This window comes from Sulfitobacter indolifex, assembly GCF_022788655.1.
GTDB lineage: Bacteria > Pseudomonadota > Alphaproteobacteria > Rhodobacterales > Rhodobacteraceae > Sulfitobacter > Sulfitobacter indolifex.
The window spans coordinates 26,071-47,849 of record NZ_CP084957.1; the positions used below are offsets into that span (position 1 = coordinate 26,071).

Sequence of the window (21,779 nt, forward strand, 5' to 3'; positions counted from 1 at the left end):
GGCAGTCTGCGGCGGCCAGCACCGTTATCCCTCTACCAAGTCCGTCAGAGTTCGGCCCATCCGCATCGGTGCGGGCTGGGGATGGTGCGCACCTCACGCACATCGTCAGCATCGCAAGACACGAAAGCTCGAGACGTCCCACTTGAGGCTGAAGACCTGCACGTCCCTCGGGTGGTGTTTCTAAACATCGCACCCACGCGGGCGGGCTTCATCAGCACCCCGGCCAGGATCGGCGGGACGAGGACGCGGATGGTGGCGGCTGCGTGATGGCAGGGGTCATTTGGGTCGCTCCTTTTTGCTATGCATGTGGATCGCACGGGGTCGGCCCGTCCGGCCCTCAGCTCACGCTTCGGCAAGCACAAATACGGCTTCCACGGCTGGCCGCGGACCCTCCGCATTTGCGCTTGCGACCGGGCCTCTTGCCCCCGTGCCGGGTGATCCCCATCGCAACAAGGAGTAACCCAAATGACCAACCACTACGTCGCCACCGTCCCCGTCAAGTTCACCGATACCGACGGCCAGGAGCGCACCCGTTTTCAGCGCGTGGGGGCGATGTTCCGCAACACCCGCAACGGGGATGGATCGGAGTTCTTCAGCCTCAAGCTCGACTTCCCCGTCGCGGTCTCGGAGCTGGTGATGTTCCCGCCGAGCGCGAAGGATCCCCAGGACTGAATCCTCTGACGAAGATGGGCCGCCCCGGGACGATCTTGGAGCGGCCCGATCCCTGTTCCAGGGATGCCGGTTCCGTCGCGGGTGATCGCCGACAGCGACCTCCCCTTGGTGCCGGTCCCTGCGCTCTCAAAGGACGATCGCCGCTCGGAATAGTCTGGCCGCGACAGACCGGCCAGTCAGCCTCAAGGGGGCCATCCTCAAAAACCTATCGGCCAGGGCCTCCCGGTTTTTGCGGCAGAGATTTGGCAAGCCAAATCTGGCCCTCCTTGACCCTGCCTGTCCGCCCTGTCGGTGGGGTTTGCGCCCGCCCGCGGTTCCGTCCGAACACATGGGTGTTCGGCCAGAGCCTCGGGCGGTGTTGGGGAAGGGGACCCATTGGACAGGTGGGTCGCCCGGTGGTGAGGGCGGCAGAGCCGCGTCCCTGAGGGCCGCGGCGTGAAGCGGACACCAAGGCTGCCTGAGACTGAATGCGACGTAAGTATATAATTGACAGCTGGGTATATTATCGTAAGGTGGGGGCAGCCTTGGTGGAAGGTGGCAGGAAATAGGGGGTCTTTCTTCCGCATGTCCCGATCAAAACGCCTGACAGAGATCGAGAAGATGCAGATCGTCCGCGAGGCCGCGGAGGGTGTGTCGACGTCTGAGCTGGCCGAGCGTTTCGAGGTCACATCGCGGGCCGTGCGCTACGTCTTGAAAGCTGATGCCGAGCGCCAGACGGATGCCGCGATCCCGGTCTCAGCGGTCAGTGTGAAGGTCACGGCTGCGGAGCTTGCGGCGCTCGACGAGGTGTTGGCCGCGGCCGGGATCGAGAGCCGGGCCGAGGGGCTGCGCCGGCTCATTCAGGCGGCGGGTGGGGTGTTCGTTCCGGACGCGCAGATGGCAGCAGAGATGGCGCGCTACCGCGCCTCACTGCACGAGGTCGGCAACGGAGTCGCGCAGATCGCCAAGCAGATGACGCGGACCAACCAGCGGGGGCAGGGGGTCGTAGGGGGCACGAGTGCCGAGTTCACCGAATTGCGCCTCGCGCAGATGCGCGGGCTGGCGCGGTTCATTCTGGATTCTGCTGACGAGATCGATCTGCTCCTGCGCCGCCGTCGGGACGCGATGCAGCTGCAGGCCACGGTTGCGCTGAGGGAGTTTGCCCATGCGGCTGAATGATGCCGTCCATGCCGTCACGGGCGAGGTCTTCCGGGACGGCTGGAGCCGCGTCCGGGGCTCGATGCAGGGGCTGCATGTCGCCAAGCAGAGCCAGCTTGTACGCGCGGCAGCGGGGCATCGGCCAGCGGTCTTCAAGGCGATCCGGGGCGGGGGGACGCATACCAAATCGCAACTCGCAAACCAGCTCGACTACCTTACCACCAAGTCCACCCATATCGTGGACAGTAGCGGGTTCCTGGATGGCAAAGCTAAGCTCGAGGCCAAGGACATCAAGGACCTCACCGAGCGCTTTGCCAAGCGGTGGGATGCGGGCTTCAAGCCCAAGCTCGGACAGACCACCCACATGCTCATGTCCTTCCCCGTGGGCACGCGTGGGGAGGATGTGCGCGACATCGCAACGGATGTGGCGGAGCGGTTCTTCCAGACCGACGCGGGGCATTTCGACTACATCATCGCGGTGCATGAGGACCGCGATCACCCCCATGCGCATCTGGTGCTGAACCGCCGCTCGCAAGAAGGCGAGTTCTTCTTTCTGGGCCGCAATCATCGCTTCAACTATGACGATTTCCGCCTCGCCATGGTCGAGGAGGCGGAAAAGTATGGCGTGCGCCTGGAGGCCACACGGCGTGTCGATCGCGGCGTCGTGCATTACCCCGCCCCTACCCGCGAGGTTTATGCGGCGAAAGAAGAGGGTCGCGCGCCCCGCGAGCGCGAACGCGTGGGGCAGGACCTGACCCGGACGCTGGCGGAGATCGCCAACACCAGAACCGTCTACCATTCGCTTGCCGTGGAGGCCTCCCGGGAGACCTCCGAGGTCCGCGGGGCCCGCGAAGACATTGCCGCAGCACTCTTCCGCGCGGGCGAGGTGCTGGCGCATGGCGGACAGGTGGACCGAACAGGAGATGTGTATATGGCCGAGGATCAGAGTTTCGAGGATCTGAGAAGCCTCTATGCGGAGAAGCTCGCGCGGGTGCAGGGCATGATCGCAGAGAAGTCTGACGCGGAACGTCCCGTGCTGGAAAAGCGCCTCATCGAGATCCAGGCGCAGGTCCAGCACATGCAGCCTCTCGGATTGCGATCATCCACGCTGTCAGAGACCCCCTCGGAGGGCGGGATCTATTCCGAGGCCAATATTGACGCCAACCAGCGCGAGCGTCTGGCAGAGCCCGATCTGAGATCGCGCATTGACGCGGCACTACGGGGCACCGGGATCAGCACATCGGAAGTGGTGGCCCGGATCGAGACGGGCGCCTCAAATGCAGCGCTCGAGCATCAATGGATCGCAGACGATCTCTTCAAAGTAGCTGAGGCGCGGAACCTGAACCTCGAACGCCGCGCCGATCTGGAACAGGCGCGCGACATTCTCAACGATGTGCATGTCGCGCTCGGCACGCTTCTGGAGCGCGAGAACGTGCTGCGCCGGGATGGCGTCATGGAAGCGGAAGCGGACAGCGAGCAGTTCCATTATCATGAGGGCGCGGTCCGGGCGATGGAAGGGACAATTCGTCAGGAGATGCGCGCGGAGGGTCTGACAGCGCAGCAGATCGAGGACCGGGACTGGGAGGTTGTCTCACGGGCGGAGCGCCGGATCGAGACCGAGCAGCGCACGTATCTCGCAGCACACCCGGACTTGCTCGCACGTCCCGGCGATGTGATCGACCGGTCTGAACCCTACAGGGAGACCATCACCGATGCGGCCCGCGCCAGCGAGATCACCCGCGAGGTCGATCGGATCATGGAGGGACGCGACCTCCGCACGCCTGTTGCAGATGCTGCTACGGATGACTTCATGGGGCGCTATCCGGACATGCCGTCCCACCTCGCCCGCGGGCTTGGCGCGACCTATGCGGCCGTCGTCGAGATCCGCGACAAGGAGGTCATCAATCAGGTCCGCCGCGAAAACGAGATGCGCGACGGGCTTGGGTCTGGCACGCGCGACGCACTCCTCGCAGCTCGCGGTGAAACTGCGCCGCAGTCTGACCGTGCCGACCGCCTTGCAGACGAGATTACGCGTGTTCTGGAGCATGAGCGGGCGGGGGAGTTGTCCGCGCCCTTCGAGACCGAGGCGGAGCGGGACGCCTTCCGTGGCGAGATCGCGCGGGTGCTGGACGTTCGCCAACTCGACCGGCTCACATCCGGCCACGCCGATGCGCTGGAACAGGTTCTCGAGGACCGCCTCGACCGGCTCTATGTCGCCAAGGTCTACCTGCAATCCGATGCCGCCACGGCCAACACGGAGGCCTTGCGCCAGGTGGTCGATGATCTTGCCGACACCGAATATGAAAAACACCGCACTGGCGATGTGGATGGCGAGACCGAGCGGGGACAGGTCCATTGAGCGCCTCCATGGGAAAAGCGGGGATCGCCACGGGCGTCCTGCTTGTGACGCTGGTGACCGGGGCCATGGGCTATACCATCGCCTCGGCGGTGCTGACCTACCAGGATCTTGGGTTTGGGGCCGAGATCGACTTTGCTTATATCGCGCAGAACTACATCACGATCCTCGATCGCCGCCCGGAGGACGCGCAACTTATTCACCTGATCATCGGCAGCTTCGCCGCCGCCGGCCTGATGCTGAGCCTCGCCCTTTCAGGCTCGGCCCTCACACGCTTTGGCCAGACCCATTGGCAGACCGCGCGCGAGATGAAGGCCAATGGCTTCTTCGGGGCGCCAGGGACCGGGTTCATCCTCGGCAAGCTGGGGCCGCCGGGCTCCCGCGCCAATTACATTTGCTCCAAGGTCTTCCCCCATGCGCTGATCGTGGCCCCCACGGGCCGTGGCAAAACCACGGGCTTTGTCATTCCGAACCTGCTGACCTGGCAGGGCTCTGCCGTGACGCTCGATGTGAAGGGCGAATGCTTCGAGGCGACGGCCCGGCACCGCGCAGCCCAAGGCGACAAGGTCTATCGCTTTTCCCCCACCGATTGGGAGGGCAGGCGCACGCATCGCTACAACCCGCTCCTGCGCATCTATCAACTGAAAGACCCCGCGCGCCAGCAGATGGAACTGCAGCTCCTGGCGACGCTGTTCCTGCAAAGCGACAACGACCGGGTGCAGGGCCTCCTCAAAGGCGGGATCGATCTCTTCGTGGCGGCAGGGCTGCTGGCCTTCCAGCGCAAGCGCCCCACCTTGGGCGAGATCTACCGCATCGCGGCCTCGGGCGGGAACAAGCAGAAGGAATACTTCGCGCGCGGCCACGAGGTCGACAACAGGGCCGCCAAGCTGATCTTCACGCGGCTGGCCTCGACCAACAACGACACGCTGACCTCATACGTCTCGCTCCTGATGACCTCAGGGCTCGATCAATGGCAGAACCCAGCGATTGATGAGGCGACGGCGGTGTCGGACTTTGATTTCCGCACGATCCGGAAAAAGCCCTTTTCGGTCTATCTCGTGGTCCAGCCTCTGATGGTGAAGCCCCTCGCGCCGCTGATCCGGCTCTTCTTCTCCGATCTCCTCTCCGCCATGCAGGAAAAGGATCCCGGCCCCGACGAACCCTGGCCCGTGATGATCATGCTCGATGAGTTCAATCGCTTGGGCAAGATGCCCATCGTGGTCGAGAGCATCGAGACCCTGCGCACCTATCGTGGGCACCTGGCCGTCGTCACTCAGACCATCCCCGCCCTCGATGAAATCTATGGCGAGAACACCCGCCGCGCGCTGCAGGGCAACGCGGGCGTGAAACTCTACCTGACGCCCTCGGATGAGAAGACCGTCGAGGAGCTGAGCAAGGCGGTCGGTAAGACCACGAAAACCGTCGTCACGCGCTCCCAGTCCATCGGCAAGAACCCCTTTGAAGGGCGCAGCCAATCCACACGGACCGAAGAAAGTTCCTTGCTGCCCGAAGATGAGGCGCGCCGCCTGCCCCTCGATGAAATCGTCATGGTCATCGATGCCCAGATGCCGGTCCGGGCAAAGCGGATCCAGTACTTCGACGATCGCCTCTTTAAGGCGATCCACGCGGCGCAGACGGGCGAGTTGCCGTTTCCGAAGCCTGGGGGAGGTGGGTCGCAGGGCACGCTGCCGTTGAGTGTGCGCGCCATGCCGATGACGCCGCTACCGGACGGGTCAGGCGGATCCGAGACCGATGTTGAGGCCGCACGCCAGACTGCTGATGGCCAATCGTCAGGGCAAACCGATGTCACCCCAAAGAAGACCGCGCCTATCGTTCAAGCCGTCATCGCCGAGAAACAGCGTCAGATGGAGATGGATTTCGGGAGCCGGGTTGTGGATGCCGAGGCTGCGATCGTGGTGGATGAGGCGCAGATGCGCTCCGCTGTCGATGGATTGGATGAAATGGAAGAGATGCTGCGGGAGGGGGGGAGTGAAAAGCTGGTTGCTCGATAGGGTGGCGAGGATGGTATGTCTGTCGGGCAGGGCGAATTCTGTTGAATAACTCTTATACAGCGCGTCGGTCGCAAATTTCGCAGAACAAAATTCTGAATCGCTCAGTTTTCGGCGGCGTCACGTGGCGCAATCAGCTCTTCGGGGAGCGGCTTCTTACATTTCCTAAATTCGCAGTTGCAGAAAGGAGTTTTTCCACAGAATCGGCGGGAGCGGCCCTCAGTCTGGTTCACGCTGCCGGACCTTGGTAATCGACATTGAGCGAAGATTCCGGAAGTTAGCTGCAGGCAGCATCACGGACTGGCCGCAAAAACGGACACACTATCAGTTCCGTGCCGGCAGACATGGGGCGACCGAAGAGGAGGGCGGAATCCGGTACTTTATGCAGAGCGTTCCGCTCCAGCCATGAAAGAACAGCGGAGAACTTTCTCCTCAAACGGTCTAGTTTTCAAGATGCAGTGCAGCTTCTTTCTTAGTCCGGGTTGCTCCTGCGATCCATCCACGCACAAATAATCAAAGTGAGGACAAAGGCTCCTTGATTTATGAGGGTTTGCCGCCAGTCACTTTGGGTCTCACCAGTACGAATTGCTACTTCTAGGCTGGCAAATCCATGCTCTGCCTCCACAGATACAAACTGAGCAAGGGCAAAGACCCCCACCATAGCCAACAAGACAAGGCCGAAGCATCGCCTCCAAAAAAAAGCCGGATTATGAAGAAGCATCAATATGAACGCCGCAAGACCAAACATGGCGGTTGCTGCCAGGCGGGCATCATGTGTCCATGTTGCAGGGACAAGAAATAGCCAAGTGATGAGACACGATGCCAAGCCCACTCCAACAGAAGTCCAGAACCATGAAGAGGAATTATTACGCCTTGCAACTTCGCCAGCAGCGATCCTTTCGCGATGGCGCGCGGTCATCTCTATTTGCAGGTTTTGTTGCAAATCTGGGTTATTCGTCCATATTCGGTTAAATTCCTGTCCCGGCACTTTAAGGGCGGCAGCCTCATCTGTCAGGACATATACACTTGCCGATCGTTTGCTTCCAAGTTCAATCGCTGCCATCTCGCCAACTTGGTTCGGAGCAACGCGTTTCGAACCAAGCTGACGCTTGAAAACGATATCCACCTCACCAGACAGAAGAAAATAAACATCATTGTCCTGATCACCTTCATGAATCAAACAGTCACCCTTGCGAAAAAATACAATCTCACCGTGATTCATTAGTTGGTCTACGATTGTCGTGTCGCCACGAATTGCCCGGTTCTCACGAAGCGTTTTTCGGACAAGGTCGGGCGCACTGTCCCCGGAGAACAGCGCAGGCAGCTTGGCTTCTTTTTCCCAGCCGATGATTTTTCTTAGCTTCGCCGACCAATACATTCGTCTACTTCTTCCAGGTTTTTGATAGATAGTGAAAAGCTACTTTTGTTGCGGATCATCCCTTCCTCAATGTCGTGAGGATTGAACCCATAAAAGCGTAGATAGTAAAACAGCATCGCCTGGCGCACTTCCAGCAACAGATCTCCGTCGCTCATGTTATATTCGATTTCCAGACGTTCACGCTGCCTATCACCGAGAGTTGGATCAGGCTGCAAGCGTAAATCTACGATTTTTGACCATTCTTTATCTTCTGGAAGCTCTTGGTCATTATCTTTTTTGGTTGTGATCTTCTCAATGCGCGAAAGCACAAAGTCTGAGTAGCGGTTCTTGTCGCGGTCGAATGCACGCATGTGCCAGCGATGGCCATCACTGGCAATCGCATGCGGGTAAAGACAGCGAGGCGACTCTGATTCAGAACTGAGGGAAACATACAAGACCTCAACGCAGTGGCGGTCACGAATGGCACGAAGCACGGCCTTTAAGGTGGCGGGGTCAGTCTTACGCGTAGAAGCCGCTACCGCGTCAAATTCAGGTATGTTTGCAGGCCATATTTCATCGGGGGCACGATAACCATGGTGCAGCATTTCTAGGTGTTGAAGATACTCCGTCGCTTCTCCCTTCACAAAAGCCGGACAAAATCCTGAGCGTGCGATGTAGGTCCTCTGACGCGGGTCGTAGGCCATGTTCTTAGGTTCGAGATCCAGGTACGATGTGAGGTCCAGCGTTGCTTGCTGCGGAGAAATTTCGAACTTCTCCGTAAGAATCTTGCGTCCAACCGTACCGCCCCACATGAGCTGGAACTCGATAAATTCGTAGCGTTTTCGCTGACTTGGCTTGATGGATTCGTGTTTCATGACTGCTTTGTCTCCCTGCCATAGACTAGCATATTGACAAATTATGTGATACCCCTAAATTATAGGAGTACAGTAAAAACTAGAATCGGCGCGGCGGCTCATCCGGTGACGCAGAAAGGAAGATCAAGATGGCCTGGCATGAGGCAACAGCGCTCGCGCGCATCAACAAGCTGAAGGGCGAGGCCCCAGACTTCAACGTTCAGCGCTTTGAAGAATACCAGCGCCTGTATCAGGCCGACATTGCCATGCGGGTAGCGAAAGAACAGCCCACCACGCCGCCGCTGTTTAGTCTACCGAGAGGCAAGGCCGTGGTGGTGGACACCGTGCAAATCTACATCGCGATCACTAACTATGATGAGTTTCGTCTTGACGAAGGCCGCGAGACAGAAGCCTCGCACGAGCGCGCGATGCGCCTGCTGCACCTCTACTACAGCGCGGCTGACCGAGCGATTGAGCCATCCGCAGCGCAACGGGTGGATTTCCACAATGGCCGCGTTCATGCTGTTGTACTGGAGCGCGGAAAGCAGGGTGTCACCCGTGACACGCTTGCCCAGGCACTCGCTTTCGTCGATGACTTCAAGCGGGTTGCCGATGCGGCAAACCGCGAGCTTGCTCGGAGCGAGTTCAATGCAGAGTTCCGGATCGGTATCGACGTAGGTACATGCGTTGCCATCAACAACGGCACGGGCTGCGAACAGGAGCCGATGTTCCTTGGCAGCGCAGCAAACCATGCCGCAAAGCTAGCGTTTGGCAAGGAAGCGGGTGTCTATGTTTCCGACCGCGTGCGGGCTCTTCTGAACCTTCAGGAGTTCGGTGTGATTAGTGAGTTCGTTAGTCTCGCCGATGCTGACATCATCATGAATGCTGCGCGCCAGGATGCCAGTGGCAACCTAGTATTTGGCGTCCAAGATCGCCAAGCTTACACGCCGGATGTGGTAGCCAACTGGAAAGAAGAAGTGCGGCGTGGTGAGTTTCCAGACTTCACTGACCCTAGCTTCACCTTCTCTCACAGGGAGCCGCCGCTGCGTGATATCGACTATGGGGAGCTGTCGCCCAGCCGCTCGATCCGCATGCCGTTGGTGTCCATGTACGCTGACTTGTCCGGGTACACCGACTATATCGATGCAGCCGTGGCTTCAGGAGGCATTCGCGACGCAGTCCGCGCCCTCCACGTGATCCGACAAGAGTTTCAAAACGTGGTGGAGAAAGATTTTGGAGGCCGGAAGGTCAGGTTTATCGGGGACTGTATCCATGCGCTAATTGCCGAAGGAACGCGCACCGAGACCGACGAACGCAAATCAGTATCTTCCGCAGCGCAGTGTGCTGGCGGTCTCCACTCGTCATTCGGCTTGTGCAAATCTGTTCTCGGCAATCTCGACAATCTTGGGCTGGCCATCGGTGTGGAGCTTGGTCCGACACCGGTTTCCCGGATTGGTATCCGTGGTGATCGGTCCGTGCGCGTGGCATCAAGCATCGCGACAACGCGTTCGGAGCAGATGCAGCGCGACTGCGAGGACAACGGCGTCAAGTTCGGACCACGCGCGCTGAGTGTTGCCCCCGTAGCGCTTGGGGACTTGCTGTACGAGGACGGCTATACTGCGAGCATGGACTATGACGATGTAGCGGCCTGCTTGTCGATTGCTCCAGCACAAGTTGCCAGCCCGAACTACGCCAGAGTCCATGTTCCGAGCCAGTCGCCTCAACCTCGGGCACATTTCAAGTCCGAATGAACACGCTGCACCGACTACTCCAAAATATCCCAGAATGGGCGAGCATTGAGGACAGAAAGACCCGCCAAACGACCGTGTTGGTTTTACCTCAGGGCACAAGAAGTGTGTTTCCCGACGGGTTTTGTCTCAAGCTTGAAATTTCAGCGCATGGCGGCGTTGCGGTCAGGGAGGCGGAGAATAAACGCCAATTCCCTGAGTTCTGTCTCGAACGACACATCAATCCGGACAGCACATTCTGTGTCTATTTTCGTTCCGAATATCCGCTGGACGATGAAGAGGCAGCCAAGACGTGGTGGTCCTACTTGGGCGTTTACCTGAGAAACCAGGTGTACGCCCACAAGAGAGGTGTATGGCCGCTAGGTTCCGGTCTGAGTCATGGCGATGCGGCACATGTTCAGGTCGAAATGGAGGCGCTGGCCAAACCTCTGGGATGGGAGGAGGATTTGTGGTTGGCGATGTTTCGGGGCGAAGGATGGTTGGCCGAGAGCTTGCCGCGCATATCCAGAGATCGCAGGCAAGTCTTGAATGTGCGTACACCCTGTCCAAGAGGATGCAGGTGGAAACATAGGCTTCTGCGAAAGAAATCTTGCGTCGCTGAAAAGTGCAGTCCGGGCTGCAATCGGTTTCATAAACCGGTTTTACGTGCCGAGTGCCCAAATAAAGATGTGATTGAAGAGTTAGTTCTGCGAGAGCATGAGCGGCGGCGGATCGAGTCCGAGATAGTTGATATCTTAAAGCGAGATGGCAGAAAATGCTGCGGTTCAATGAAGAGCTGCCCGCTTGCTACGTAGGGTGTGCAGAGCGCGCCTTATAAAAATTAGGAACGCCTTTTGCCCTCTTTCGACAGTGGGTGCCCACTAGTACCTATACCCTTTTTCACTTCGAAAAGCCTACCGAAACAATTCGCAAGGGCAACTACGGACCTTGCAAACTTGACCCATTCTGCACGACTGCATGGATGGCCGGTTCCGGGAAGTGTCATCGAAGCGATAGCCTGTCCAGCCGATGTCCGCAGAGGACCGTCACCGTCGCCCAAGCCGACCCAGTCTCGCCAGCTGCGCCAGCATTTTGGACCCTGCGTCAGTGGACCCTGTGCCGCCTCCGGAACCCTTCTGCCCCATGCCTTGCCTTGCAGGCATCTGCTGCACGCCAAAGAACTGCCGCGCCCTGAGGGCTGCGTATTCTGCGCCACTGGCCCCGCCGATGAGGTAGCGATTGTAGGCCTGCTGGCCTCCCATGGCGGCGCGGGCAAAGCTGTAGCCGCCGCCGAGACCTCCGGAGAGGGCGGGCATCATGATGTTGCCGGAGATCGCGCGGACGATGAAGGGCGTGGCGATAATGAAGCCCTTGGCCATAAGCACCATCATGAAGAAGGGGATGAGCGCGCCGATGTTTGAGGCCCCTTCGGGATCGCCTAGTTCGCCGATGAGCGCGGAGGAAACGCCTGTGATCGTTGCGAACACGCCTGCGACCACGATAGGGTATAGCGCAAAGGAAATCAGCGCGGATAACCAGCGCGCGAAATAATCCTTGGTGACCTCGAAGAGGGTCAGGAAAATCATCACCGGGGCGATCCCGATCAGAAGCGCGATCATCAGTCGGGAGGCCACGAGGATGAAGGCGGCCAGTCCGCCGAGGATTGAGAGCAGAAGAACACCGACGATGTCGAGCATGGCGCCGGCCATCCAGTTCAGCTCGGACCCGGCAGCGTTCAGATAGTCGCCCAGCTCGGCGATCAGCCGGTCGAATTCTTCGGCGAAGGTGCCTGAGGGGCCAGGGCTGCCGCCGCCGACGGAGGCTACCAGGGCACCCGCGATACTGTCGATCCCATAGAGAATGGCAGACGAGAACGCGTTGAACTGCATCCAATTGGTCGCGAATATCCCGATGAGCCCGATCTTGACCGCGAGCCAGAAGGCTGTGTGCCCATCCATGGCCCGATATTGATAGATCATGTTGATGCCGACGAGGATCACCACCAGCGTTGTCCCCAAAACCAGGAGCGTGCCGACCGTTGCCGCAACCGCACCAAACTGGGTCTCAGCGGCGGTGTCGAGATAGGCTTGGGAGGTTTCAACGAAGTAGGTGACGACACTCATCGCGGGGCTGCCTTACCAATTACCTGCGGCGTCGCAGATGGCCTTGCCGGCAGTTCGGGCGGCGTTGGCGCGGCGGTTGTAGGCGTCGGAGGCTTCGAGCATTTCCCATCGTTCGTCGCTCGCGTAGCTCTCCCGAAACACAGCCTCGGCAGCGTCCCAGGACGGGAACCGGGTCTCGCAGTCGCAGCTGCCGGTTTCGACGATGCGCTCGAGGTTATGGGCGCGGTAGATGTCCTGTACCAACACGCGCTGATAGGCTTGGCGCAGGGGGATCTCCTGCATCCAGACGGGCTCGGCGGGCCGGTCCGGGCAGACGGTGAACCTGCGCTCGAGGGTCGGCACCAGGTTGCGCTCGGCGAAAGTGGGCGCGGTCGTCAGTCCCAGGACCAGCGCGGCCAGCACAAGGGTACAGCGCGCTTGCCTCATGTCTTGGCTCCAGCGGGTGTGGTTTCACGCTTCAGGAAGACGGTGTGCCCGACATTGGTGAATTCCGAGGAGCTGATCGACACGACCTCCCAGCCTTCCGCACCTTTGGCATTCAGGCTGGCCTGCATGTCGGCAAGGCTGGTTTTGCGGGTCATGGGAAAGGACAAGATATCGTATTCAAAGGTCTTCATGGGGAAGTTCCAATCTCAGTTGCGCCGGGGAGGTAAAATTCCGTGATGCCGCGTTTGCCGTCATGGCGGCCGGCCTGGATGATCACGTCGATGGAGTTCTCGATGTACTGGATCATGTCGGCATAGGTCATCGGGATTTCGGTCTTGAGTGCCGCGATCGCGAGGCGCTGCACGGCCAATTGCGGGGTTTCGGCATGCAGCGTGGTCATGGACCCGCCATGGCCGGTGTTGATGGCTTCCAGAAAGGTCATGGCCTCCTTGCCGCGCACCTCGCCCAGGATAATCCGGTCGGGGCGCATGCGCAGCGTCGCAGTGAGAAGCACATCGGCGGTCTGGAATTCCGCGTCACGATTGGCGATGAGGGTCACGGCATTGGGCTGGGTCGGCGACAGCTCGGCGGCTTCTTCGATGGTGACGATGCGCTCCTCTGCCGGTACATGAGAGAGGATTTTGCGCGCGGCCACGGTCTTGCCGGTGGATGTGCCGCCCGAGACGATCATGTTGAGTTTGTTCTCGACGCAGAAGGCCAGCGCATCATCGATCAAACCCGCGGCCACCACGGCACGCAAGGCGCGCTTTTTTTCCACGCGCAGATCTTCGAGCTTGCGCTCTTTGCCATAGAGAAAATCGAGCGCAATGCCCTCGAGTGGCAGGCTTGAGAAGAACCGCAGGCTGATTGACATGGCCGAGAGCACAGCGGGCGGGGTGATGACCTGTGCGCGGATCGGGCGACCCTTGTAGGTGATCGAGACCGAGACGATCGGGCGGTCCTTGCTCATCGTGGTATTTGCCGATGAGGCGATCTGGTTGCCAAGGTCCTTGACCTGAACACCCGTCAACCTCTGGTTCAGCGCACGCATGAAGTGATCGCCCTGGAATTCGCCCCAGCAGGTCCCGTCGGGGTTGATGCAGATCTCGATGACATCGTCGCGTGCGGCGGCGTCGATCCTGTCGAGGGAGGTTTCGAGATAGCTCAGCGACATGGGCTCAGAATATCTCCAGATCGCGGTCGACCATGACCGTGACGCGGGCGCCCTGGTCGACATAGATGACGGGGCCGATGGAGAGGTAATCGCCTATGACGCTGTCCGTGGCATCTGCCAGATCATCGCCAACGTCTTCGAGAACGTCGGCGGCAGTCTCATCCTGGACCTCGGAGGCGGCGGCACTTGGTGCCGCGGAAATCAGCGAGATCAAGGCGGCCGACCCGAAACGCTCGGCGAAGCGTGTGTCTATGAGACCCGTGACACCGGAACGGCCCAGTTCATCGCCCCCGAAAGAGCTGATCTGGACGGTTTGGCCCGCGGGCAGGATGATCCGGTCCCAGGCGATCGTGACACGGCGCTGCGCGATATCGACGCCAGCGCGGTAACGCCCGACGAGACGGGATCCGCGGGGGATCAAGAGGCGCACGCCATCGACGCTGTAGACATCCTCGGACACCACGGCACGGGTCTGGCCGGGCAGCGAGCTGTCGAGGGCGGTTTCCATGACGGCCTGGATCATTGTGCCCTGGATGATGGTGTTGGAAGGATTGGCGATCACCTCGGCCTGCGTCACGGTGGAGGGCAACGCACCGTTCAGCACGAAATCCGTCACCTCGCCAAAAGTGCGTTCGGTCAGAGCCGTTTCATTCGCTCCGGAGGCACCGCCAAAAGCGATGGTGGGCGAGGCGATGCGCCGCTCCTGGAAGGCGCGTTCCTCCGCGGCGCGGCGCTCCAGCTCGGCCATGCGCCGGGCTTCTTCCTCGCGGCGCAGTCGCTCTTGCTCGCGTGCGTGCAGCTCATCTTCCGTGGGGCCCGCTGGAGCGGGTTGGGGTCGGCTGGCCTCGAGTTGGGCCAGTTCCAGATCCATGCGGAGTTGCTCAAGGCTGCGATCCCGCGCCGTCAGTTCGTCCTGGAATCGTTGCTGTGCTGCTTCCGAGGCGGCTTGCAGCGCCGCAATCTGAGCGGTCAGCGCGTCGATCGCCTCTGCGGCGGCGGTGTCTTCCTCGACGACCGGTTCAGGGGCGTTGCGCAACTCCTCGATCTGGGCCTGCAGGGCGGTGATCTGCGCCAGAAGCTCGGCATTGGGCTCAGCGGGGTCTGGTCCGACGAACACAACCTCGGGCTCGGGCGGGGGCAAGGTCTCGATGGTGCCAAAGCCGTCCCCCTCGTTTTGGAAGACGTCCGGGGTGGCCGTCGGCAAGGCTTCCTCTTCGTCGGGCTGTGAGAGGAGATAAAGCAGGACACCACCCGCGCCGATGACGAGGACCACGATCAGCGCGAGAAGGGGCGACCGGCGCTGCGCCGCCGTGGGGGCGCGGGCACTGCCTTTCTCCAGGGCGGCTAGGCGTTTTTCCAACCCGGTGTTCTCGGTATCGCTCATGAGGCCACCTCCGCGGGCGGGATCGCCTCGATGCAGACCACCTCTTCGCCAAGTCGCAGGACCCATTGGCGGTTCACGCCGCTGACGCGGATCACGCCGTCCTCAGGGGTTTGCGTGTTGACCGTGCGTTCACGGCCGCCCGCGTAGCGGAAGATCGCTGGCACAGGTGCGTTTCTCGGAAAGGCGAAATACGTGAACGTCCCGTCATCCCAGATGCGGGTTGGCGTGAACTCGGTCCGCGCGCTGGCACCGTAATTGTAGTTCGGCGCTTGGGCCGCGATGGCCCGGGTCGGGCGCGCAGCGTCGTCTGGATAGCGGAACTGCACGACGTAGAAGGTCGGGCTTCGGACCTCTTCGACGTTGAAATAGTAGCTGCGCCTGTTCGTGTAGACGGTCACATTGGTATGGACGCCGCGCGCAACGGGCTTGATTGCGAAGGCCTGCCCCCCCGGCACGCCATCGATCTCAAACCCTTCCGTGTCGCCCGCGATGATCGAGCGGATGCTTTCGCCCTTGCCGAACTCGATGGTGGTCACATGGGTGAGCGACACGCTGAGACGGTAGACCTGACCCTCCTGGTAGGTGGCCAAGCGCACCCGGCTGTCGTTGGGACCGCCGCGCGGGATGGCTTCGGCAGAGGCGAGGCCGGGCAACAGGGCAATGACAAAAATAAGCGATCTTATAAACAACAACGTCAGTTCTCCAATCTGTCGGAGCGGATGGAATATTCGAGGACGGTGAAGCCGAATGGATTGGTCCAGACCTCATCGATGGAGCGGCGGGTCTCCGGGCGGAACTCGAAGAGAAGCGTCGCAGTGAAGAGGCCGGTCTGGGTGCCGTTAATGGACGTCAGGCGCTTGCGCAGGCGGACCGTCGCGCGGTTGGTTCCGATCCGGTTGATGCTGAGGATTTCCACGTCGAGCCGAGCATTGGGGCCATAGACCGTCGGCGGGTAATTCTCGTTGGCGCTGTTCCAGATCTGGCGCAGCCCGCTCTCGGCAGCTCCGTCCGAGCGGCGCAGGACGCTGCGGATGCGCAGATCGTTGTCGAGCTGGTTATAGACCTCCCGGTCGGCCACATAGCGGAACACCTCCGCCTCGATGATCGCCTGGTTGGCGGTCACCGAGGAGGCGCCCACCGAGGCTTCGGGGAGTGCAAAGCCGGTGGCGGGATCATAGGGGACAACGACGGGGGGCGGGTCGACATCGAGGATCGAGACAGCCGCGGCACTCAGACAGCCGATGATGCCGAAGACAAGACCTGTCAGACCAAGGCGTTGCCAGAGCCGTTCGCGGCGCAGGGCACCGTAGACCAGTTCTTCCTCGATGATTTCTTGTTCAGTCGCCACCCGTCATGCCCCCGCTCGGCGTTTCGAAATGAGTTGAAGCGGTTCTTCGCTGCCTCTCGCTGCGCTCGAACGCGAAAACCGATATTTGTTTTTGGGGATCAATTTCGAAACGCCTTAGTCTGCCCGGAGGTCCGGCAAGGTGAAATCCATGAAGCGCTGTTCTTCGGCGATGGTGGCGGCATCGATCACGCCGCCGGTGCCATCGCCCACGGTCTGGATGGCTTCGAGTTGCCACATGGCGACCAGCGCAATGGCGAGCTCCGCGGTCACGCGCGTGTTGAGATCGATGCTTTCCTTTAGTTCGTCCATGTCGTCGATGAGTCCGACAAGGCGGTCGACCCGCTCGAGCGATTGGCCGGCATCCTCATAGCTGTTCTGGGCCGCCGCCGATACAAGGGCACCGGTGGTGGCCTGCGTCGCCACGCGGTTGGCCCCGGGATTGCCGCTCGTGGCCATTTCCGAGAGGGTGTCATCGTCAAATCCGAGATCGGCCAGCACCCGGTCCATCTGGGTTTCGATCTCGCCTGCGCCAGAACCGGACAGGCCGGAGAAATCCCCAGTCTTGATCGCCTCAATCGTGGCGAGGATGTCCCCGAACTCTTGGTCGAGCAGACCGTTCAACTCGTCTTCCATTTCCGTCCGGATGATTTCTGGAAGCTCGGCGAGGCGGGTGAGGGCCTCGTAGGTTCTTTGCAGCTCCGCGAGTTGGTCCGTGAGAAGGCCGAGCTGTTCGCGGAGCTGCGTCAGCTGCTCGTTTTGCAGAATCTCGTCCTCGATCATCTGCCGGAGCTGCTGGATGTTTTGCGCGATGTTCTGGGTGTCGACGACCGGTACACCTTGTGCTGCGGCAGGGGGTAGGGCGCTGAACTGCAAGCCAACGCCAAGTGTCGTGGCCAAAGCTGTCCTCAAGAGCAGATGTCCCATCATTCAATCTCCCTGATCGTAAAATCCATGAACGCGCCTTCGGCCATGCGGGCGCTGGCCTGGGCCAGCTCTTCGGCGGAGAGCACGCGGGTGCGGGCGGCCTGAAGCCGGATGCGGGCAGCGACGAGGCGCACGAGTTCGGCGCGGGCATAGGTGTTGAGTGCGATGCTTTCCTGCACGTCTTCAGTCTCGGAAATCCGTTCGACGATATCCGCAATACGCAGGGCGGCTTGCCTGATCGCGGCGGGCGAGTTGTTGCCATAGAAGGCCGCGCCGTGCCCGGTGATTGAGAGGTTGGCATTGGCCAGAAGCGCGGGGTCGATCGTGCCGAGGGCGTCGATCCCGCCGATACGGCTTAGATAGAGATTGTAGCGTTCAGGGATGACCGACACGTAGTGCTGGGTCTCGCGGAAGGGTGGCACGCCGCCATACTCGAAGACCCGGCCGGGTCCGGCGTTATAGGCCGCGAGGGCGTTGATGATGTTGCCATCGAATGTGTTGAGCTGGGTCGCGAGATAGCGCGCGCCGCCATGCACCTGCAGATAGGGGCTGTCGTAATATTCCGGGTTGATGCCGAGATCGCTGGCGGTGCCAGGCATGATCTGGGTGAGGCCATAGGCGCCGACGGGAGAGCGTGCACCGATGGTGAAACGGCTTTCCTGCCAGATCAGCGCTTGCAGCAGCGCGCGCCACTGGACGGACGAGAGCCCTGCGCGGCCAACACCCGCAAAGCCGCTGGTCTCCTGAGCCACGCGGATGATGAGTTGCTCGATGGTCTCAGACGCATCCCCGAACATCTGCGCACCGCCGGGATTGGGATCGATCTCGCCCGTGCCATAAACGGCTTCTACGGCGCGGTCGGGATCGCCGCTGCCGTTTTCTAGCCCCGAGACCATGGCGGGCAGTCCCTGACCGCCGAAGCTGGTCTGGGCATCGAGGATGCGTCGGAGGGTTTCCAGCTGCTCCCGCTCGATCTCGGCGATGAGTTCGCGCAGGGCAAGCTTGTCCGCCTGAACGGCCAAGTCTGCTTCGCGGTCGCCGGTCTCGACGATATCGCGCGCGGTCAGCCCGCTGTCATTGGTCGGCACACCTTGGCCCAAGGCGAGACCGGGCAGCAGGCAAAACGCGAGGATATGAGGCAGGCTAGACTTCAACGTCGCCCTCCGGCGCGCCGAGCGGTGCGAAGTGGCAATCCTGGCCGGTCGCTGCCGTCGAGACGAGAAAGGAAAAGCAATTGGCCTGCGGCTCCCGATACTGGGTGCAGGAGGCCAGCGCGCCGAGCGCAGCCAAAGCGATAAAAATACGGATCATGAAAGCCTCCAAAAATCTGGGCGGTCGCGGTAATCGGCGCCGACAAGCGCTTCTCCCTTTTCCATGCCGCCAAGGATCGTGAGATTGGGCCCGAGAGCACTGAGATCGGCATCGACGACGATTGAGCCCTGATCGTCGCGGATCAGTGCGAGGCGGCTGTTGCTGCCCGTGTTGAGAAGGATGTCGAGCTCCTTCTCCGTGAGGTTCAGCATGGCGTAATCCGCGGGTTGCGCGCGGATATTGGGCAGCAGGATCTGTGTCGGAACTGCCTCGACGATGGTCTTGCCGGTCCGGGTGCGCTCGAGCTGGCTCGCGTATTGCGTCATCATGACCGCGACGGTGTTCTGCTTGCGCGCGGTCACCAGCCAGTTCGACAGCCGCTCGGCGAAATACGCGTTGTCGAGCGCCTTCCAGGCCTCGTCGATCACGATGATGGTGGGGCGGCGATCCTCGATCTCGCGTTCGACCCGGCGGAAGAGATAGGAGAGGACCGCCATCCGTTCCTTGTCGGCCTCGCTGTCGAGAATGCCGGTGAGATCGAAGCCCACCACATCGCCTTTGAGCGAGAAGGTATCTTCCAGCGACTGCCCGAATATCCAGCCATATCGGCCGTCTTCGGTCCACTCGAGCAGGCGCTGGTGCAGATCGCCGCCATCATCGGTGGACACAAAAAGCGACGCGAAATCCCGCCAGTTCCGCAGGGCCGGATTGGTGGCCTGCGCGTTCTGGCGCACGACCTCCTGGATGCGGTTGGTCTGCGCCGGGGTCAGGGGCTTGTCGGCGCGGTAGAGCAGGGTTGTGAGCCAATCCGAGAGCCAGGCGGTGCCGCGCGCATCGGTCTCTGTCCAGAGCGGGTTGAGACCCGTGGGCTGGCCGGCGTTCAGGGAGGCGTAGCGCCCGCCATTGGCGCGCACCGCCATCTCCATGCCAAGACGGTAATCGAAGACGAAGATCCGGGCGCCCGCGCGACGGGCCTGGGTCATCAGAAAGGCCGACAGCACCGATTTGCCGGACCCGGGCCGCCCCATGATCAGGGTATGGCCGCTGGTCGGTTCTTTATCGGGCGATCCCTGCTCGTGATAGGAAAACCGGTAGGCGCTCTGCTCCGGCGTGGGCAAATATGTGACGACCCGGCCCCAGGGGGTAAGTGCTGCAGGTTTGCCGAGCTGTGTCCGGTGGAAGGCCGCAAAATCCGCGAAGTTGCGGTTGGTGACGGCGCTGGCGCGGACGCGCTTTGGCTGGTTGCCGGGGTGCTGGCTGAGGTAATGCGCCTTGGCCGCGACCCGCTCGCCAATCATCTTCACGCCTTCGGTTGCGGCGGCGTTCACGATCTCGGCGCTGAGGGTTTGCAGTTCTTCGAGCGTGTCGCAGAAGAGCGTCACGACCATGTGGTGCTCGCCGAAGCTTTGGCGCTTGGCCTCGAGATCATCGGCGGCGATGTCGAGGGCCTCCAGGAGCGAGAGGGCTGCGTCCTGGCTGGCCTGCATCTGGCGCTTTTGCCGCTTGATGCGGCCCGCCATGAGGTTCGAATTGATCGGCGTGAAGGAGTGCGTCACGATCATGTCGACCGGCAGGTTCAGCATGTCGAACATGGTGCAGGAGGTGCCTTCCGAGTATTCTCCGATGGTGAAGCTCTTGCCGTAGCGGTGGCCCACGACGCCCTCGGAAAGCTCGAAATGGTCTCCGTGGAACGTCACGCGGGTATTGGCGACGTTGAAGGACAGAAAGCCGTAGGTGTTGGCCGGGTAGAGCGGCAGCTCGGTGCCCGTGTTGAGCGCGCCCAGAAACCCGACCAATTCCCCAGATGCGGCGGAGAGAAGCCGCGGCTTGAGCTCGGTGAGGCCGGACAGAAAGACGTTCACGGCCTCGCCCAGGCGCTGCAGGCGTTTGCGGGTCTCCTCCTTCAGTCGGTCCGGCGCGCTGCGGCTCAGGAACGGCAGGAGGCTTTTGGGGGGTGGGCGGTGAATGACGGTGAGCGTCAGCGTCTTGTCGCGGAGCCCGCTGGTCTCGAGTTTCGCGCGCCAGCGCCGGTCCACCTCGCCCGCGAAGCTGTCCTCACGGATCGGGTCCAGATCCGGTTTGATCGCCTTGGAGACCTTGTGGACGTAATAGCTGAATTCCGGCCCAAGCTGCGCGATAATGCGGGCAAAAAGCGCTGTCACCTTGTCGAGATAGGCATCGTCCGTCGTGTAGCTGTTGATCCCCTCGAGCCGAATGCAGCGGAAGAGCTCGTTCACCCGTGTCCGCACGGTCTGGTCGTCAACGAGGCTCACATAGGGCAGCATATGCGCGAGGCGGGTCTCTCGCGCATACCAGTCCGGCGTCATCGTGCGGGGATCGAGCGCCTCGTCACGGGCTTCATCACGGGGCATAGCTGTCCCCGCCATGGATGCTGCGGTTTCGCGTGGGTGGCGTCTCCTGCAGCGACGTCATCATCACGTCGATGAAACGCGGGTCCCAATCCGCGGCTTTCCACAGCACCGGATAGAGTAAGGCGGCGACACCCAGCACTACGATGTGCTGGACCCAGACGAACAAGAGCACCGAACCGAAGAGCCAGACCATCGCATACATGATCGGCAGGCCCATTAGCTTGGGCGGGCGTACGAGGCCGAGAAAGAGAGGTGAGCGCTCAGCCACCGGCAAAGACCGCAGCAACGATCGTCGGGGCAGCCGCGACACCGGCGATGCCGACAAGCACCCAAAGCGCCTGGCGCAGATCGATGATGTTGAAGAACCAGCTGAGAAAGACCCCGAGTACGGCCAGCGTCGCGATGACAACGCCAAGGGGTCCGGTCAGCGCATCGACAATGCCCTGCAACAGGCTTTGGATCGGGGAGAGATCGATGCTCTGTGCAAGTGCGGGCTCGGCAATGAGCAGGGATAGTGCCAGCGAGGCGACAAAGAGGTTTGGAATCCAACTTGTTTGGAAAAAGCGGTATCGCCAATGCACTGCCGCGCTGCGCGCTCTCGTGAC

The 21,779-nt window shown here is 61.2% G+C and carries 21 protein-coding genes; 6 read left to right on the plus strand and 15 right to left on the minus strand.

The features are described from left to right. The first annotated feature begins 465 nt into the window (after positions 1-465). The 4 genes from DSM14862_RS21295 to DSM14862_RS21310 all read left to right on the plus strand — a co-directional run bounded on the left by DSM14862_RS21295 (position 466) and on the right by DSM14862_RS21310 (position 6,177). Positions 466-672, plus strand: coding sequence for a hypothetical protein (locus DSM14862_RS21295; protein ID WP_007120662.1), 207 nt, complete (start codon positions 466-468; stop codon positions 670-672). Positions 673-1,236: 564 nt separating this feature from the next. Beyond that, positions 1,237-1,830: a hypothetical protein gene (locus DSM14862_RS21300; RefSeq protein ID WP_007120663.1), complete on the plus strand. Its 594-nt coding sequence runs from the start codon at positions 1,237-1,239 to the stop codon at positions 1,828-1,830. Beyond that, positions 1,817-4,168, plus strand: a complete 2,352-nt coding sequence (locus tag DSM14862_RS21305) for a relaxase/mobilization nuclease domain-containing protein (protein WP_322790859.1) — start codon at positions 1,817-1,819, stop codon at positions 4,166-4,168. Before DSM14862_RS21300 ends, DSM14862_RS21305 begins: the two co-directional genes overlap by 14 nt. Positions 4,169-4,176: 8 nt before the next feature. Next, entirely contained in the window at positions 4,177-6,177 is a 2,001-nt protein-coding gene (locus tag DSM14862_RS21310; RefSeq protein ID WP_040701724.1) for a type IV secretory system conjugative DNA transfer family protein, read from the plus strand. Positions 6,178-6,646: 469 nt separating this feature from the next. Here the strand turns inward: DSM14862_RS21310 and DSM14862_RS21315 are convergent, their stop codons facing one another. Together DSM14862_RS21315 and DSM14862_RS21320 are read right to left on the minus strand one after the other, a co-directional pair. Continuing rightward, a complete protein-coding gene (locus DSM14862_RS21315; protein WP_243254691.1) occupies positions 6,647-7,552 on the minus strand; it encodes a cyclic nucleotide-binding domain-containing protein in 906 nt (301 codons plus the stop codon). Then, on the minus strand, positions 7,531-8,406 hold the full coding sequence (locus DSM14862_RS21320) for a WYL domain-containing protein (RefSeq protein ID WP_007120668.1): 876 nt from the start codon (positions 8,404-8,406) through the stop codon (positions 7,531-7,533). Before DSM14862_RS21320 ends, DSM14862_RS21315 begins: the two co-directional genes overlap by 22 nt. Positions 8,407-8,534: 128 nt before the next feature. On the opposite strand from DSM14862_RS21320, the gene DSM14862_RS21325 reads away from it, so the two are divergent. Together DSM14862_RS21325 and DSM14862_RS22025 are read left to right on the plus strand one after the other, a co-directional pair. Next, positions 8,535-10,136, plus strand: coding sequence for a nucleotidyl cyclase domain-containing protein (locus DSM14862_RS21325; RefSeq protein WP_007120669.1), 1,602 nt, complete (start codon positions 8,535-8,537; stop codon positions 10,134-10,136). Next, positions 10,133-10,927 carry an E2 domain-containing protein gene (locus DSM14862_RS22025; RefSeq protein ID WP_407705406.1) on the plus strand — a complete coding sequence of 265 codons (795 nt, stop codon included), beginning with the start codon at positions 10,133-10,135 and terminating at the stop codon, positions 10,925-10,927. The genes DSM14862_RS21325 and DSM14862_RS22025 overlap by 4 nt, the downstream gene beginning before the upstream one ends. Before the next feature lie 231 nt (positions 10,928-11,158). Here DSM14862_RS22025 and DSM14862_RS21330 read toward each other — a convergent pair whose 3' ends face one another. From DSM14862_RS21330 to DSM14862_RS21390, 13 genes are all read right to left on the minus strand, one after another. Beyond that, complete coding sequence (locus DSM14862_RS21330) at positions 11,159-12,235, minus strand: type IV secretion system protein (RefSeq protein WP_007120670.1); 1,077 nt, start codon at positions 12,233-12,235, stop codon at positions 11,159-11,161. A gap of 12 nt (positions 12,236-12,247) precedes the next feature. After that, positions 12,248-12,661 carry a hypothetical protein gene (locus DSM14862_RS21335; protein WP_007120671.1) on the minus strand — a complete coding sequence of 138 codons (414 nt, stop codon included), beginning with the start codon at positions 12,659-12,661 and terminating at the stop codon, positions 12,248-12,250. Next, positions 12,658-12,852, minus strand: coding sequence for a DUF4177 domain-containing protein (locus DSM14862_RS21340; RefSeq protein WP_007120672.1), 195 nt, complete (start codon positions 12,850-12,852; stop codon positions 12,658-12,660). Before DSM14862_RS21340 ends, DSM14862_RS21335 begins: the two co-directional genes overlap by 4 nt. After that, a complete protein-coding gene (locus tag DSM14862_RS21345; RefSeq protein ID WP_007120673.1) occupies positions 12,849-13,835 on the minus strand; it encodes an ATPase, T2SS/T4P/T4SS family in 987 nt (328 codons plus the stop codon). The genes DSM14862_RS21340 and DSM14862_RS21345 overlap by 4 nt, the downstream gene beginning before the upstream one ends. 4 nt (positions 13,836-13,839) lie before the next feature. Continuing rightward, positions 13,840-15,219 carry a TrbI/VirB10 family protein gene (locus DSM14862_RS21350; RefSeq protein ID WP_007120674.1) on the minus strand — a complete coding sequence of 460 codons (1,380 nt, stop codon included), beginning with the start codon at positions 15,217-15,219 and terminating at the stop codon, positions 13,840-13,842. Then, entirely contained in the window at positions 15,216-15,911 is a 696-nt protein-coding gene (locus DSM14862_RS21355; RefSeq protein WP_040701727.1) for a TrbG/VirB9 family P-type conjugative transfer protein, read from the minus strand. The genes DSM14862_RS21350 and DSM14862_RS21355 overlap by 4 nt, the downstream gene beginning before the upstream one ends. A gap of 2 nt (positions 15,912-15,913) precedes the next feature. Then, positions 15,914-16,567 (minus strand): virB8 family protein, encoded by a 654-nt coding sequence (locus DSM14862_RS21360; protein ID WP_007120676.1) that lies wholly within the window; start codon positions 16,565-16,567, stop codon positions 15,914-15,916. Between the two features lie 114 nt (positions 16,568-16,681). Further along, positions 16,682-17,491 (minus strand): type IV secretion system protein, encoded by an 810-nt coding sequence (locus DSM14862_RS21365; protein WP_007120677.1) that lies wholly within the window; start codon positions 17,489-17,491, stop codon positions 16,682-16,684. Continuing rightward, positions 17,491-18,645 (minus strand): lytic transglycosylase domain-containing protein, encoded by a 1,155-nt coding sequence (locus DSM14862_RS21370; RefSeq protein WP_007120678.1) that lies wholly within the window; start codon positions 18,643-18,645, stop codon positions 17,491-17,493. Before DSM14862_RS21370 ends, DSM14862_RS21365 begins: the two co-directional genes overlap by 1 nt. After that, the gene (locus tag DSM14862_RS21375; protein WP_165481287.1) at positions 18,635-18,802 is read right to left on the minus strand and encodes a hypothetical protein; all 168 of its coding nucleotides are present in this window, start codon (positions 18,800-18,802) and stop codon (positions 18,635-18,637) included. The genes DSM14862_RS21370 and DSM14862_RS21375 overlap by 11 nt, the downstream gene beginning before the upstream one ends. Next, positions 18,799-21,174, minus strand: coding sequence for a VirB4 family type IV secretion/conjugal transfer ATPase (locus DSM14862_RS21380; protein WP_007120680.1), 2,376 nt, complete (start codon positions 21,172-21,174; stop codon positions 18,799-18,801). Before DSM14862_RS21380 ends, DSM14862_RS21375 begins: the two co-directional genes overlap by 4 nt. Next, entirely contained in the window at positions 21,164-21,442 is a 279-nt protein-coding gene (locus DSM14862_RS21385; RefSeq protein WP_243254692.1) for a type IV secretion system protein VirB3, read from the minus strand. The genes DSM14862_RS21380 and DSM14862_RS21385 overlap by 11 nt, the downstream gene beginning before the upstream one ends. Further along, positions 21,435-21,719: a TrbC/VirB2 family protein gene (locus tag DSM14862_RS21390; protein ID WP_040701741.1), complete on the minus strand. Its 285-nt coding sequence runs from the start codon at positions 21,717-21,719 to the stop codon at positions 21,435-21,437. Before DSM14862_RS21390 ends, DSM14862_RS21385 begins: the two co-directional genes overlap by 8 nt. Between the last annotated feature and the right edge of the window lie 60 nt (positions 21,720-21,779).

Excerpts from the sequence above, each read along its gene's own strand:
- DSM14862_RS21335 (WP_007120671.1), bottom strand. The coding sequence starts at position 12,661 with ATGAGGCAAGCGCGCTGTACCCTTGTGCTGGCCGCGCTGGTCCTGGGA.
- DSM14862_RS21310 (WP_040701724.1), top strand. The coding sequence starts at position 4,177 with ATGGGAAAAGCGGGGATCGCCACGGGCGTCCTGCTTGTGACGCTGGTG.
- DSM14862_RS21305 (WP_322790859.1), top strand. The coding sequence starts at position 1,817 with ATGCGGCTGAATGATGCCGTCCATGCCGTCACGGGCGAGGTCTTCCGG.
- DSM14862_RS22025 (WP_407705406.1), top strand. The coding sequence starts at position 10,133 with ATGAACACGCTGCACCGACTACTCCAAAATATCCCAGAATGGGCGAGC.
- DSM14862_RS21375 (WP_165481287.1), bottom strand. The coding sequence starts at position 18,802 with ATGATCCGTATTTTTATCGCTTTGGCTGCGCTCGGCGCGCTGGCCTCC.
- DSM14862_RS21340 (WP_007120672.1), bottom strand. The coding sequence starts at position 12,852 with ATGAAGACCTTTGAATACGATATCTTGTCCTTTCCCATGACCCGCAAA.
- DSM14862_RS21325 (WP_007120669.1), top strand. The coding sequence starts at position 8,535 with ATGGCCTGGCATGAGGCAACAGCGCTCGCGCGCATCAACAAGCTGAAG.
- DSM14862_RS21315 (WP_243254691.1), bottom strand. The coding sequence starts at position 7,552 with ATGTATTGGTCGGCGAAGCTAAGAAAAATCATCGGCTGGGAAAAAGAA.
- DSM14862_RS21300 (WP_007120663.1), top strand. The coding sequence starts at position 1,237 with ATGTCCCGATCAAAACGCCTGACAGAGATCGAGAAGATGCAGATCGTC.
- DSM14862_RS21295 (WP_007120662.1), top strand. The coding sequence starts at position 466 with ATGACCAACCACTACGTCGCCACCGTCCCCGTCAAGTTCACCGATACC.
- DSM14862_RS21350 (WP_007120674.1), bottom strand. The coding sequence starts at position 15,219 with ATGAGCGATACCGAGAACACCGGGTTGGAAAAACGCCTAGCCGCCCTG.
- DSM14862_RS21380 (WP_007120680.1), bottom strand. The coding sequence starts at position 21,174 with ATGCCCCGTGATGAAGCCCGTGACGAGGCGCTCGATCCCCGCACGATG.
- DSM14862_RS21320 (WP_007120668.1), bottom strand. The coding sequence starts at position 8,406 with ATGAAACACGAATCCATCAAGCCAAGTCAGCGAAAACGCTACGAATTT.
- DSM14862_RS21345 (WP_007120673.1), bottom strand. The coding sequence starts at position 13,835 with ATGTCGCTGAGCTATCTCGAAACCTCCCTCGACAGGATCGACGCCGCC.
- DSM14862_RS21330 (WP_007120670.1), bottom strand. The coding sequence starts at position 12,235 with ATGAGTGTCGTCACCTACTTCGTTGAAACCTCCCAAGCCTATCTCGAC.
- DSM14862_RS21365 (WP_007120677.1), bottom strand. The coding sequence starts at position 17,491 with ATGGGACATCTGCTCTTGAGGACAGCTTTGGCCACGACACTTGGCGTT.